This is a genomic window from Streptomyces sp. NPDC048560 (assembly GCF_040650955.1).
Classification (GTDB): domain Bacteria; phylum Actinomycetota; class Actinomycetes; order Streptomycetales; family Streptomycetaceae; genus Streptomyces.
This window is the reverse complement of the sequence record NZ_JBEZIJ010000001.1, coordinates 1,379,763-1,392,614: the sequence shown is the minus strand read 5'-3', so window position 1 is coordinate 1,392,614 and position 12,852 is coordinate 1,379,763. Positions and strand designations below refer to the sequence as shown.

Genomic DNA, 12,852 nt, shown 5'->3' with positions numbered 1-12,852 from the left:
ACCAGGCGCGACTGAGTACCTTCGCCCTGTTCGATTCCTGGCTGAGCCGGGACTCTGGAGTCATGCGACAGCGACGAACGAATCTGATCCCCGAGCTCGCGGCCGTTCTCGGTCTGGCCCTGGCGGCCTCGGCGGTATGGGCGGGCTGGCTCGGCTGGGACCAGCACCGCGACGTGCACCCCGACGGCTCGACGACAGGCCCGTACGGTGCCTGGCAGGTGATCGGACTGCTGCTGACCCTGATGGTGGCGGTGTACTGGGCGACCACCCGGCGCTACATGGTGGGCGCGGTGGTCGGCACCACGATCGGCCTCACCGCTGCCGCGTACTACGACTGGTCGGACGACGCCAGCGGCCTGTTCGTGATCGGCGTGGGAATGGTGATGATGGGCAGCTTCTTCGCGACCGCTGTAGCCACCGCGGTGATCGCCAAGGCGAAGGGGATGCATCGCCCCCCGGCGGCCACCGCGTAACGGGGTGCGAAACCTCCGGCCCCCAGCAGAACGACAAGCCCCTTGCCCCGCGGCCGGAACCGCGGGCAGGGGGCTTCTTCAGCTCCCTACGAACTGCTGTCTCATACGCTCTCGATCAGGGAGGAGGGGGAGTTCTATGGCAGACACGTATTTCTTGCTGGTGTGCGACGACGTGCCCCATGACGTCGTGCTCACCGATCCCGGCATCCGCGTGCTGGACGTCGCGCAGGTCGTGCGCCGGCTGACCGGGCTGAGTCTCTGGCGGAGCAAAGTCCTGGCTACGCGGGTTCCCTCTCTGATCCTCGTCGGCGTACCTCAGGAAGACGCTGAGGCGGCGGTCACCGCCCTGAGTGCTGCGGGAGCACTGGCACAGGTGAGGGAACAGCCGGAGCCGGGCTTCCTCAAGTCCTGAGACGAAGCGATCGACCGGATGACGTCCCAGCGCAGCAAGAAGCCCCCCACCACGCGGAGAACCCGCAGGTGGGGGGCTTCTTCAGCTCTGCTTACTTCTTCTTGCCCTGGGTCTTGCGGGATATCTCGCCGACCAGGGTTTTCGCAGGTGGAGACGCTGATCGGCTGCGGGTGAGTAGTCGCCATTGGTTGTCATCGGGTGCTGTTGAGCAACCTCGGACGGCCCAGAGACGGCCCAACCAGCCGCGCTGATGACGCTGCTCCTGTGTCATAGCGGGGGGATACGGTGCAGCCACGTTCGCGCATTGCGTTTGAGGAGGGGCTTTGGGAGCCAAAACCGGTCTGCTGGTGTACGCCGACGGCGATGTGCCCGGCCGCCTGCGACACGTAGGAGCGGCAGACTTGGAGCGGACGTCCGTGATGATGCGCCGCCTCAACCCGGGGTGTGAGATTCAGGAGAGTAGGGGTTCTGGCCTGTACGACGGCGTGTATCCCCCGGACGGGACTACCTATGCGGCGAGTTGGCCCGGCGTGGAGATCGTCTGCGATCGACGCGTGATGATCGATTCTCCGTCCCAGCTCCCCGCGCATTTTGTCGCGGCGAGTGCAGGCCGCCGGTTGGTCCTGCACGCCATGCACAGCGTGGTCGACTGGCTGGCGTTCGCTGTGTGGGAGGACGGCTGCCTCATCCGATCTCTGAGCCTGTCACCGGATGACGGGATCATCGAGAACATCGGGGAACCGCTCCCCTTCGAACTTCCCTACTGGGCCGGGGACCGTCCGGCGGACATCATTCCGTGGCCGGGGGAGGAAGAGGAGCCGTACACACTGCCCTTCCACCCTCTGGAGCTCGGTGAAGACGCGCTGCGTGCGCTCTGCGGATTCATCCAGGAGGGCATGCCGGAGCCCGACGACGTCGACGCGGAGAACATCGAACTCCATGGCTTCGTCGTACGAGACCCGAACGGCCCCGACCTCGCAGAGAAGGAAGCGGAGAGGCGGAGAGCACTGGAGGCGATGGGGCCGCCGAAGTTCTACACGATGGGACCTGACGGCGTGCTGATCGAGCAGGACGGCCTCTAGCACAGCGTTGCTCTGTGTCGGTTCGGGCCTCGCTCCCGCTACCGACTGATAGGGATCTCGTAGACGACCTCGCAGAGAGCGGCGGGGACGACGATGTCGGCCGTCTCCACTGGCTGCCCCTGGTCGCTGTAGTAGGTCCGCTTGATGTGGGTGACGAGGGCAGATTTTTGGATGCCCAGGAGCGACGCTTCCTCGGCGGTCGCCAACCGCGGCTCTGGCTGCTCGACGGCGTGGCTGACCGTGATGCCGATCTCGGCCATGCGGTTGACCACGCCTTGCCCGGCATGTGGACCACCCTCCGGAAGAACGACGAGGGTTCCGGCGGTGAGGTCGTACGGCTCCCAACTCGTCGACAGCTGCACGGGCCTGCCGTCGGCGAGGAACTCGTAGACGGTGCGGACGCAGAGATCACCTTCGGCCATCCCAAGGCGCGACGCGATGTCAGCCGGTGCCGGCACCTTCGCCTCGGTGCGGCTCTCCCAATCCCCCTGCTTGCCCGCGGCCTTCATGTCCGCGCGGAACGGAGAGCCGTCAGGCTGCTCGCGGGCCGAAGAGCGGACAACGCGGACTCGCCGACGAGGCGCGGCGACGTACGTACCGGATCCGGCGCGGCCCTCTAGGACTCCCTGGGAGATCAGTAGCTCCTGAGCCCGGCGCACCACGTTCTCGCCGACGCCACACTCCTGGGCGATTTGCGTGCGTGAAGGGAGCCGGTCCTCCGGCACCCACTCATGCTCCGCGATGCGTCGCCGGAGCTCATCGGCGACGCGGAGATAAGGCGGCTGCTCAGGCATATAGAAAATCTAGTCCACTAGCTCTAATCTAGTTAACTAGCTTCACTCAAAGTCATCGCTGGCAACGGAGGCTGCCCGTGCCCGCTTCGGAAGCAAGGGCCGAAGACATCGCAGCGCGGCTGTCCGCCGTCGGGCTCGCTCCTCGCGTGGAGCGGCACATCCACTCCGTCGCGATCGAAGCGGAGGTTCCGGAGTCGCTCTCGGCTGAGTCGTGGCGGGAGGCATTGGAAGCGGTAGGGGAGGCCGACCGATTCGGGCTCCTCGCCAACAGCTTGAACGGCCGCACGTTATGGGCCGCCGTACGAACAGAGGCCCCGTGACGGATGACGTCCGGGGACCTGACCATCATCGATAGGAGCTGATCTACGTGTTCAACCGCATCCGGCATCCCGTCTCGGGTACCGGTGAACCGATCGCCCCGACGAGCCGGAGTCGTCGTCCCTCGACACCCGTTCTGCCGGTATTAGCGCCTCACGACCAGTTCGGGCGCAAGCGGCTCGGAAGAGCAGAGGCCGCCTGATGCCTTCTCGTCAGCAACCTCGTGTCACGCGTACGCACGCCGCTCTCTACCGGTCGAGCTCATGCCTGATCGGTACGCACCACGAGTGCGTGCAGTCGACCCAGTCGGCGTCACTGGTCGGCATCCCCGTGATCTACGAGTCGTGCAGCTGCACCTGCCATCCCGTGGAAGTCGACAGCGCCAGCCGGGCGGAGGTGCCGCGGTGAAGAGTTGGGCACCAGGCGATGCAGTGGCCGGCCCTGTCGAGATCACCTCTGCGAGCGTGCGGTGCGGCGATGTCATCCAGGTCGGTGGTTGCCCGTGCCGCGTGGTCGACCTCATCCAACTCGCAGGTGGGGCAAAGCGCCTGCGCTTCGCTTCGGGTGAGTCACTCACCATGCATGCCAGGGCCCAGTTCGTAGCCCTCCGGGTAATGAGGCGCAGGTGATGAAATCAATGCCTTCGCGCCGTCACGTCATCGCCGACGACCTTCGGGCCCAGATCTTGACCGGACGCATCAAGACTGACGACCGTCTCCCCTCCGAAGCGCAGCTCGCGTCCCACTACAGGGTCAGCACGCCGACACTGCGGAACGCCCTCGCGGCCCTACAGAGCGAAGGGCTCGTCGAGAAGATCCACGGCAAGGGCAACTTCGTCCGCTACCCGCGCCAAAGGGTCACGTACGTCGGCGGTGGCTGGCCACTCCAGACGAAATCCTCGAACGAATCGGCACTACGCATAAGTGTCCACGCCACCAGCCTTCTGGCGCACGGGCAACTCGTCAGCCTGCTGAAGGTGCCGGCGAACAGCCCACTGACCGAGTTGGTCTGTCTCAACCACGAAGGGGAATCGCCTCACAGCTTGGCTCGCGTCTACATCCCCGGCGGCCTCGCTCCGACCGAGCTGCCCGACGGCCCGCTCTGCTGTGTGAGCTTTGAAGCGAAGGTGGCGGCACTCCGACCACCACTGGCTGAGATCCAGGAACGGGTCAGCGCCCGCCCTCCCACACCCGAAGAGGCGGCGGTCCTCCGGATCAGCCCGACTCTGGCAGTGCTCGCGATCACCCGCGTAGGAGCCGACCACACGGGACGCGTTGTCGAGGCGGCGCTCCTGGTGCTCCCCGGCGACCGCGCGGACGCCCTCTTCACCACCCACCCGATGACCGGAGAGAGAGGGGAGGATCGATGACGATCCACTATGAGTTGCGGCTTCTCCCGTGGACAGGCCCTGAGGGGAAACCCTGTTACTTGAGCACCGACGACAACGGGGGCCACCTGTCCCGACTGGCTGACACGACCGAAGCGGTACAGCTGGGCCTAGCGGCCGAGCTCCTGGACCACGCGGCCGAGGTGCTCGCCGAAGGGGAGACGGAACCGAACAAGCTGCGGCAACTGGCCGCAGACATGAGCGGTGCCCTGCGGGACACGCTTCGAGTAGCGATCAGCCGCGGTAGCCGCCTGCCGCCAACCGAAGCATTGGAACCTGAGGATGGTGGCGAGCTCCCAGTGACCGTCGAATAGCCCTCCTCCAGCGATCCGCAGAGGTGGCCCAGGCGACGCCTGCGCCACCTCTGCGGTCGCGTCAAGCAGGTGAGAGTTACCCAACTGCCTGAAATAGACCGTCTGCGTTCGAACCTGAGGCCAAGCGCTGAGAAGGCGCTTTGGTGCAGGTGATCCCGTACTCCCGTGACCTGCGGGAATGCCGTCGTCGAGGCTAGGTAGGCGCGCTGCGACACGTATTCGGTAGGGGCGATGACTGGCGTTGCGCTTAGTTCCCGAAGATGCCTGCCCCCGCGCATGTCACTCGTCGTCGCTTCGTTCCAGGACCAAGCCGACGGACCCGCCCTCTAGGCCGTTGCTGTCCTCCAGATGCAGGTGGCTCCCATCCGGAACACCGTCCCGGGCGAGCGTGAGTAGATGGCTGGCCAGTGTTCTGAGCCCTGCGGCGTTTGCCTCGATGACGACTTCGCCACCAAGATTCCGCACCTCGATGCGCGCGTCCTCGTCCCAGGTGAAGATCTGCGCGACACCATCGGTCGTGGTTGTGACGTGGGTGCTGGCGGACGGCGCGCGACTGCGTTCGGAGACCATGCTCCAAATCATGCCGGTTCGCTCGACGCCCCTTACGCCGCAGAATGGGTGCCGAGACCACTGCTTTGTAAGCCTGGCGATGATCTATGGCCTATCAGCCCAGCTCGTCGCACCTGCGAGCACGTGAGGCGTGGTGGGCGAGTTGGCCCCGCCATTGCCTCCGACTGACCGTCAGCCGCCGGTCGTTCTGGCACGACAGTGGCACGCGTCTCCGACTGTCACCAATCACGCCACCGGTCGGTCAGTTGGTACTGCCCTAGACCGTGGCGAGCCGTCAGAGCTACGACATCCACCCCATGCTCGGTCAACGCCTCGTCGATGTAGGCGCACAGCGCCTCTCGCTCATCGGTCTCGAACGCCGAGCCACCGTGTGCCTCGTTCACAGCGTTTAGTGCCAAGACAACGCGCTCGACCGCAGCAAAGACGTATGCGTCCACAACCTCTGAGATACCGAGCAGGGCCTGCTCGAACGCATCCAGCACCTCCTCTGTCGCCACCAGGAGCGCTTCGGGGAAGAGCGCAGCCATGCAGACACACTCAGGGTCCAGCGTGCCGGCAGCAAGCTCGCGCTCTTCCTCAGCTATCTCCTCACGCCAGCTCGTTGTCGGTCTCTCAGCCATGACGCGGACCGTACAGGGGACGACTGACACAACCGACACAGCTTCACCAGGCGGCCTCAGGCTGCTGGCCACCGACACGTGCCTTGTAAGTTCGATCGGGCGTGCCTGACAGCGCATTTGGCCGTGTAAGGTCCGGCCACTCACGACCGCCCAACACCATCCCTGTCTGCTGTCGTTGATGTCAGATGGTGATGTCAGGTTGGATGGCCCTCATGGAACGTGTTGAGGCTGAGCTGTTCACGGACGGCGGGAACAACGCTGTGGTGCGCCTGCCGGGTCGACGGTTCCCGGGTGTGCTGATCCAGGGTGACTCTCTCTCCATCCTTCGCAGCAACGTCGCCGAACTGCTGGAGGCCTGCGAACAAGGTGACGTGGCTGAGGCCTGCGAAACCGCCGGCCTTCTCCTGGCCGACCTCGACGCGCTGCTTACGCGCTACTCCGCCGCGCTGGACGCGCACGAGATCCCGCGGCCGTACTGAGGACGCCAAGACCTGATCTTGGGAATCACTGCCTCTCGAAGCAATTTGCCCCCGCCAAGGCCGGCAGCCTCCTTCCACGGCGACTACACGAGCCTTGACTCTGCCCCCAGTTGACCGTGGAAAGTGGCACGCTCCTGGCACGACCGCCATCTGGTCACTGGGCGCTTCATCTACCGCTGATGGCTACGAGAGGGAATCAGCCACGCAACGGTAGGGACAACGGGCGGATCAGCTTTTCACCCCGCGGTACTGACATCATGGAATGCGGCAATCCTTGGAGCATCTCGGCAAGGCCACGCTCCTCCTCGCTAGTTGCGAATAGTACTTGACTCCCCTGTGCGCCGTTCATTGCGGCACGCCGCAACAACTGTTCAAAGCTCGGCCTAGCCGCTTCCTGTTGGCGAGGCTCATCGAATACGAGCAGTTGCAGGTGATTCCCAGCAGCCTCTCTTGAAACTTCCATAAAGGAGAAAAGGTATGCCCAGATAACGCGGATCATGTCGCTTGCAGATAGGTCGAATCCAAGATCAAATCCTTCATGGACTGGCCTGTAAGTCTTTTCTGAGATATCTACGGTATGAGGTTCCATGGACCTGAATCCATAACTGCGGAGTTGTGAAACAAGCGATCCGCGCAGTTGTTCAATCTTGGCTGCATCGGCTGCGTTCAGGTCGCGGTTTCTGATCCGGGAAAGCACGTCCTTATTGCGTCGCCACGTCTGCGAGAGCGAAGCGAGTTCTTCGAGGGATGAATCGATTGTGTCTCGTAGACCACGGAGGGACGAGAGCCGGCCCTCAAGCTGGATACGCTCCGCCAATGTAGCTGCATCTGGCAAATCGCTGGGGCTCACCAGTGCATCCTTCTGTGACCTGATCGTGGAACGCAACGCTACGAGTTCTTCCCGAATTCTCCCGGCGCGGACTTGCTCTCGCGCGACTACCCGACGGGCGTCCTCAGCCATGGAGCGGAAGGTTGCTAGCTCCTTTTCGAGATGCGAAATATTATCCTCGATCGAGAGAGGGAAGTCTGTAATCTCGAATCCATCAGGCAATGACTGGCCGCAGGTCGGGCAGTTTTCGTACAGCTCTTCTACGTGCTCGGAGGAGCCTAGATGGCGCAAGAGGGCGGCATCCTTGTGCTTCCTTAGATCCTCCTCCATCGCCTCAATCCGAAGCTCGATTGAATTGGATCTCCGCTTCGATTGTTCAAGTTCCTCCAGGGCGTTGGATAGCACCAGAGCGAGCTGGACACTCTGCTCTTGATTCTCCAGCAGGGCACGCTCGATCTCTGGTGCTGCCTCACCTGTTGAAGCTACGCGGCGCTGTGCAGCAGCTTCTAGCTTCTCTGCAAGTCGATCAATTTCGACTGAGAGAGGGATCCATCCTGTGCCGGCGGCGACTTCTGATGCCACCCGGTCGTCCAGGCGCCAGTCCCGCGTTGGCTTCTTCGGCACCCCGCGGACCAGCACGCCGCCGCGCCTAGCTAGGTCCTCGATCCCGGCCTCTGTAGTCCTCCAGTCGGATTCGATTAGAGTCACGGCAGATTCCAACCTCTGGCGCTCAAGAATAGTTTCCATGGCGTCGAGATTAAGAATGAATTCTGCAGAACGCTTAGATACGTCCTGGATTCCCAAATATGTGGGAATCCTTGCTTGGACGCCAGACCATCCATGCTTTTGTTCCACAAAGAAGTACGGGAACAGGCATTCTAGGTACAGCGGTCCTTCGCTTCCGTCCATGCGAGTTACGCGGGGGAGGTCCCACCCAAGGAAATTTGCTAGTTCGTGATGGAATCCGGCCTCCCTTTGAGCGGCCCCCTGTCGCCGAACAAAGAAGTCGCGGGTCGAGTATTCCTCGTACGGATTTGTTAGTGCGGGTCCTCGCGTAACCCTAATTAGTGTCCTGTCGAACCTTTCACTGCGTACTGCGCGGCGCACGGTGATGATTTCATCGCGGGAGTTTTGGATTTCTAGCGCGACTTCCGAGGAAAGAACCTGGTATTCGGATCCTTCGACCTCAAGAGAGTCGGTCATGGCGTGAGGGAGCGGTACGTCTCGGCTCGGGCTCAACATGCCTTCGAGCCCCAAGGCATAGATGATGGATTGCAGACAAGTGGATTTTCCGCTTGAATTGTCTGCGCGCAGAATATTGAGACCGGGGGAAAATTCTAGTTCAGTCCCGCACACCGGTCCGGCTGTCTGCACCAGGAGCTTCAGTTTCCTGAGTTTCAGCATAAGGCTAGCTCCAGTCGAGAAGATCGCTAACGGACTTCTGCGTGATTCGGGTTGGGAGGGTCGACAGGAAGTTCTTCTCCGGAATCAGGACCGTTTTTTGCGACCAGAGTTTGTTTGCCCAGCGCTCGCCTGTGGGAGTAAGTGAGACCGTAGTGTTGGGGTTGCGCTTCGCTAGTCCTGCTGCAATAGCCAAATTGATTGTGCGTGATGTAGAAGGGTCGTGGCGAATGACTAAGTCATGTGGCTTTCGGCCATTGACGAACCATTCGCTGATCACCTTTCTCCCATGGGTAGACCTGAGCCCCCACGTGAGCACGTGGATCTGCTCGATGTTTGCCGTGTTCGCCCTGCAGCGTCGCAGGGTTAGTGCCAGGGAAGCGAGGCGCCAAGAAATGCGCAAGTCGCCAGGAATTGGATCAGGTCGGCGAGTGAAGACGACTGAATTAGAGATGCCTGCAAAGAATCCTTGGAGTGTTTGGCTCATGATCCGCTCTCAATAGTCTCAAAGTCCAGAGGGCAGCGCATAAGCCAATCCGCAACGGCCCCCCAAGACATTGCGTCTGCGAGAGGCTCATCCAGGGTGGGGACCTGCCTGATGAGGTCCATTTTGAGGGAATTTACGATTCCGTTCACGTCGGCAGGAGTGCTCGTGCTCCCCGGAGGGTACTCAAGCACCAGCTTGCGCTCCTTTCGGGTGCGCGTATCGATGGCTGCTTCCCATTGGTCTGGGTACTTTTCTCTCAGTCGATCGAGGGCGTTCTCGGAATCGAGGAACTGATTCACTAGCTGCTCCAGATAGGAAGCCCTAGATGCTGATGAGAGTTTGAGGCGGGACAGTTTCTCTAGTGCCTTTTCTGTAAGCTCATGGTTGCCAGTAATCCAAGTGCCGACATCGGCGGGTGGTGTAGGTACCAAATTTACCAACGAGATAGCTCGCTCAAGTACTTCGTTACGTTCCTTTGCGTACATGGCATCGGTGGCCACGGTGATTTTGAAGTCAGGGGCGAGGTGGGGAAGTTTCTTTTCGCGCATCTCGATTGTCTTGGAAGACGCGTGCTTAACGAGTTGGGCCGAATCGAAAATGGGTACGAGAAAGATGTAGTGCTGGATAATCACGCCGCCCAGCAAGGCAACAAGATCCTTCTGCTTTGTTTCCAGTTTTCTGAGGTCGGTGGAAAGCTTGTCCCTATGCTTGTCGTAACGTTCACTGGTCGACAGAGGTTCAACCGGCGCGTAGCACTGGAAGGCTCGGCCGCTGAAGGTGAAAGCCTCGATACCTAGGTCACCACCGTGGCGCGCTGGGACCTCTTGTACCTGATCGGCTCCATAGTGCCGACGGGCAAGTAGGAGGCAGTGCTGTTCCCACTCATCCCCTGAGTACTGATGAGTTGCAACCAACAAAACCCCCAGCGGTTGTGGACTACTGCCCAACGCTCGTTGCAGGGGCTGACCGCCCCCCAACCCCAGGTCATGATAGTTAGTTTGCTGTGCTGCAATGCCGTTCTGCGCTGATTCATAAGGTCGGCGGAGCGGGTTTGGCCGGTGTCCTGCCCGGTTTGGGGTCGAGCATGATCAGGGGGCCGTACGCTGGCCGGCAACTCGGGCAGGCTGTGATCCTGCCCGGAATTTGAACGAGTGGCCCCCTGGTCTTGCTCGACGCGGGACCCGAACCGGGGAGGTGGCTAAAGCCGTGGAGCCGACCGCCCCAGCCACAGCGGGGTTTCTCCGTGATCCTGCGGTGGCGGCGCCCCGCCTGGTACTGGATGGCCTTCGGGGTCACCCTCGCCGCGCTGCGGGTCGCGGTCCGATACGCGTCGGTCATGGACGCCTGCGGGCTCACCGTTCCACCCTCCCGTTGGCGTCTCTCCCTCGCCCGGATGGCGAATCGCCCTGTTCCCGAGTCGAGGGCACCACGCATCCTTCGGCTCCGGCCCACTCGTACCGGGCTGGTCCTGCGGCTCAAGCTCCGCCCTGGTCAGGATGCCTTCGACGTAGCTTCGGCCACCGACCGCCTCCGGCACTCCTTCGGGATGTACGGAGTCACCTCCCGCGAACTCCGTTCGGGAGTAGTGGAGTTACGGATGACGGGATACGACGTCCTCCAGCGGGTGCAGATGCCTGCAGAAACGGATCCCGCGCCGATGCGTATCCCTGTCGCGCTGCGCGAGGACGGGTCCGTCCACTACCGCGACTACCGGACTGTGCCTCACGGGCTGACGCTCGGCGCGACCGAGTCGGGCAAGTCCGTCTATCAGCGCAACCTGGTCGCCGGCCTCGCGGCGCACGATGTCGCGCTCGTCGGGATCGACTGCAAGCAAGGCGTCGAGCTCTTCCCCCTGGCTCGGCGCTTCTCCGCCCTCGCCGACAACCCGGACACCGCGCTCGACCTCCTCGAAGCCCTCGTGCAGCACATGGAGGACGTCTACCAGCTCATCCGCTCCGCTCAGCGCATCACAGTCGACGTTCCTGACGCCGACATAGCCGCTGACATCTGGGACCTGCCGGCCGACATACGCCCGACTCCGGTCGTGGTCCTGGTCGACGAGGTTGCCGAGCTGGCACTGTTCGCCACCAAGGACGAAGAGAAGCGCCGCGACCGGATCGTCACGGCTCTGGTCCGCCTCGCCCAGCTCGGCCGTGCCGCGGGGATCTACCTGGAGATCTGTGGCCAGCGCTTCGGCTCCGAACTTGGCAAGGGCATCACGATGCTCCGTGCCCAACTCACGGGGCGGACCGCCCACCGCGTCAATGACGAGTCCAGCGCCAACATGGCCTTTGGAGACATTGCTCCGGACGCCGTCCTTGCCGCGATCCAGATTCCCACCGACGTCCCCGGCATCGCGGTCTCGGGTGACTCGACCGGCGGATGGACCCGCATCCGGGCACCACACACCTCACTGCGCCAAGCCGTGAACATCTGCAACCGGCACGCCGACCGCACTCCGGATGTGCCCGCCCTCGCGGCCTTCCGGCCCGCCGTCGCACCCCTGGCCTCGGCCACCGCGCCGCTCACCAAAGCCGTGCCCACCACCTCCTGACCTCCCGCTCACCGGTCGGCGTGACCATTCCCGCGCCAAGTCCCTACCCGTCCATGCCGAAAAGGAGAAGTCCGATGGCCCGTCCCTCCGTGCGCGTGGACGCCGTACTGATCCAAGCCGTGATCGCTGGCGCGCTCTCCTTCGCCCACCTCCACGACCTCGCCGCCGCCGCGGGCCAGGACGGCTGGAAGGCATGGGCCTACCCGATCAGCGTTGATCTGCTCCTGGTCGCTGCCTGGCGTCGGCTGCGAAAGGACGGTCCGTCCCGGCTCGCCTGGTGCTGGTTCCTGATCGCGCTCGTCGCCTCGCTCGGTGCCAACGTCGCCACCGCCGGATTCCTCGATCTCGCGCACCCTCCGGCCTGGTTGCGCTTCGGCATCGCCGGCTGGCCCGCGCTTGCCTTCCTCGGCGGGACACTCCTCGCCCACACCGGGTCCCCGGTTGAGGACCGGATGCCCGTTCCGGCGGCGCCTGCGGCTGATCCCTCGGCGCCGGAGCTCGTCACCGAGGAACAGGACCCGGAGCTGGCACCAGCGCCGATTCCTGCCGCTGAGGAGTCTCCGGTCCTGCCTCCTGCCGACACATCTCCGCCCGTGCCGGCCGCGCTCGTCGACCACGCCCGGAAGGTCGCCGACGACCACCGAACCCGTACCGGCTCACCGATCGACACCGACACCCTCCGCGCCCGCCTCGGAGTCCCGCCCCAACTCGCAGCCGCCATAGCCGCCCAGCTCGCCTGACCCGAGAGGAGACCCGCCATGCCCGCCCGCGACCACTTCCACTCCGTGATGCGGATCGGACCGGTGCAGATCGGTACCCACCGCGACCGGCACGGCCGAACCCAGCACGCCGCCGTGTGCACCGCCGATCGCTGCGGCTGGTCGTCCGACTTCAGCAGCCGGTCCGCCGCCCAGCTCGCCGCCCGCACCCACCGCTGCAAGGTCCGCTGAAGGAGACCCGCCATGGACGTACCGCTCTGGCTCGCCCTGATCGTCGTCGGCTGGCTCGGCGTGAAGCTCATCCGCCCGCCCTGGTGGCTCGTGCTCGTGCTGCTGCTCGGCGGCTATCTCCTCGCCGACAGCCTCCTGACCCCCGTGATCGACACCGCCGTCAAGTAACCCCCACCGAAGGG

Annotated in this window: 15 protein-coding genes and 1 pseudogene; 11 read left to right on the top strand and 5 right to left on the bottom strand. The window is 63.5% G+C overall.

Going from position 1 to position 12,852, the window contains the following annotated elements; genetic code table 11:
- Window positions 1-62: 62 nt before the first annotated feature.
- The 3 genes from AB0C82_RS06350 to AB0C82_RS06340 all read left to right on the top strand — a co-directional run bounded on the left by AB0C82_RS06350 (window position 63) and on the right by AB0C82_RS06340 (window position 1,967).
- Window positions 63-473, top strand: a complete 411-nt coding sequence (locus AB0C82_RS06350) for a hypothetical protein (protein ID WP_362836780.1) — start codon at window positions 63-65, stop codon at window positions 471-473.
- A 136-nt stretch (window positions 474-609) separates the two neighbouring features.
- Window positions 610-885: a ribosomal protein L7/L12 gene (locus AB0C82_RS06345; protein ID WP_362836778.1), complete on the top strand. Its 276-nt coding sequence runs from the start codon at window positions 610-612 to the stop codon at window positions 883-885.
- 323 nt (window positions 886-1,208) lie between these two features.
- Entirely contained in the window at window positions 1,209-1,967 is a 759-nt protein-coding gene (locus AB0C82_RS06340) for a hypothetical protein (RefSeq protein ID WP_362836776.1), read from the top strand.
- Window positions 1,968-2,005: 38 nt separating this feature from the next.
- On the opposite strand, the gene AB0C82_RS06335 is transcribed toward AB0C82_RS06340, so the two are convergent.
- The gene (locus tag AB0C82_RS06335) at window positions 2,006-2,761 is read right to left on the bottom strand and encodes a GntR family transcriptional regulator (protein WP_362836774.1); all 756 of its coding nucleotides are present in this window, start codon (window positions 2,759-2,761) and stop codon (window positions 2,006-2,008) included.
- Between the two features lie 77 nt (window positions 2,762-2,838).
- Here AB0C82_RS06335 and AB0C82_RS06330 point away from each other — a divergent pair.
- The 3 genes and pseudogenes from AB0C82_RS06330 (at window position 2,839) to AB0C82_RS06320 (ending at window position 4,780) form a co-directional block, all read left to right on the top strand.
- Window positions 2,839-3,116: pseudogene (locus AB0C82_RS06330) on the top strand (hypothetical protein).
- Window positions 3,117-3,716: 600 nt separating this feature from the next.
- On the top strand, window positions 3,717-4,448 hold the full coding sequence (locus AB0C82_RS06325) for a GntR family transcriptional regulator (protein ID WP_362837087.1): 732 nt from the start codon (window positions 3,717-3,719) through the stop codon (window positions 4,446-4,448).
- Complete coding sequence (locus tag AB0C82_RS06320) at window positions 4,445-4,780, top strand: hypothetical protein (RefSeq protein WP_362836772.1); 336 nt, start codon at window positions 4,445-4,447, stop codon at window positions 4,778-4,780. Before AB0C82_RS06325 ends, AB0C82_RS06320 begins: the two co-directional genes overlap by 4 nt.
- A 279-nt stretch (window positions 4,781-5,059) precedes the next feature.
- Here AB0C82_RS06320 and AB0C82_RS06315 read toward each other — a convergent pair whose 3' ends face one another.
- Window positions 5,060-5,350, bottom strand: coding sequence for a hypothetical protein (locus AB0C82_RS06315; protein WP_362836770.1), 291 nt, complete (start codon window positions 5,348-5,350; stop codon window positions 5,060-5,062).
- A 218-nt stretch (window positions 5,351-5,568) separates the two neighbouring features.
- The gene (locus AB0C82_RS06310) at window positions 5,569-5,970 is read right to left on the bottom strand and encodes a hypothetical protein (protein ID WP_362836768.1); all 402 of its coding nucleotides are present in this window, start codon (window positions 5,968-5,970) and stop codon (window positions 5,569-5,571) included.
- Window positions 5,971-6,182: 212 nt separating this feature from the next.
- On the opposite strand from AB0C82_RS06310, the gene AB0C82_RS06305 reads away from it, so the two are divergent.
- Window positions 6,183-6,449 (top strand): hypothetical protein, encoded by a 267-nt coding sequence (locus tag AB0C82_RS06305; RefSeq protein ID WP_362836766.1) that lies wholly within the window; start codon window positions 6,183-6,185, stop codon window positions 6,447-6,449.
- Between the two features lie 196 nt (window positions 6,450-6,645).
- On the opposite strand, the gene AB0C82_RS06300 is transcribed toward AB0C82_RS06305, so the two are convergent.
- Window positions 6,646-8,682, bottom strand: coding sequence for an AAA family ATPase (locus AB0C82_RS06300; RefSeq protein WP_362836764.1), 2,037 nt, complete (start codon window positions 8,680-8,682; stop codon window positions 6,646-6,648).
- Window positions 8,683-9,162: 480 nt separating this feature from the next.
- Window positions 9,163-10,080 carry a hypothetical protein gene (locus AB0C82_RS06295; protein WP_362836762.1) on the bottom strand — a complete coding sequence of 306 codons (918 nt, stop codon included), beginning with the start codon at window positions 10,078-10,080 and terminating at the stop codon, window positions 9,163-9,165.
- Between the two features lie 365 nt (window positions 10,081-10,445).
- Here AB0C82_RS06295 and AB0C82_RS06290 point away from each other — a divergent pair, with 365 nt between their 5' ends.
- The 4 genes from AB0C82_RS06290 (at window position 10,446) to AB0C82_RS06275 (ending at window position 12,838) form a co-directional block, all read left to right on the top strand.
- Window positions 10,446-11,720, top strand: coding sequence for an FtsK/SpoIIIE domain-containing protein (locus AB0C82_RS06290; RefSeq protein ID WP_362837085.1), 1,275 nt, complete (start codon window positions 10,446-10,448; stop codon window positions 11,718-11,720).
- Between the two features lie 74 nt (window positions 11,721-11,794).
- Window positions 11,795-12,460: a DUF2637 domain-containing protein gene (locus AB0C82_RS06285; protein WP_362836760.1), complete on the top strand. Its 666-nt coding sequence runs from the start codon at window positions 11,795-11,797 to the stop codon at window positions 12,458-12,460.
- An 18-nt stretch (window positions 12,461-12,478) separates the two neighbouring features.
- Window positions 12,479-12,670 (top strand): mobile element transfer protein, encoded by a 192-nt coding sequence (locus tag AB0C82_RS06280; RefSeq protein WP_014047488.1) that lies wholly within the window; start codon window positions 12,479-12,481, stop codon window positions 12,668-12,670.
- A gap of 12 nt (window positions 12,671-12,682) precedes the next feature.
- Entirely contained in the window at window positions 12,683-12,838 is a 156-nt protein-coding gene (locus AB0C82_RS06275; protein WP_106972203.1) for a hypothetical protein, read from the top strand.
- Window positions 12,839-12,852: the final 14 nt, after the last annotated feature.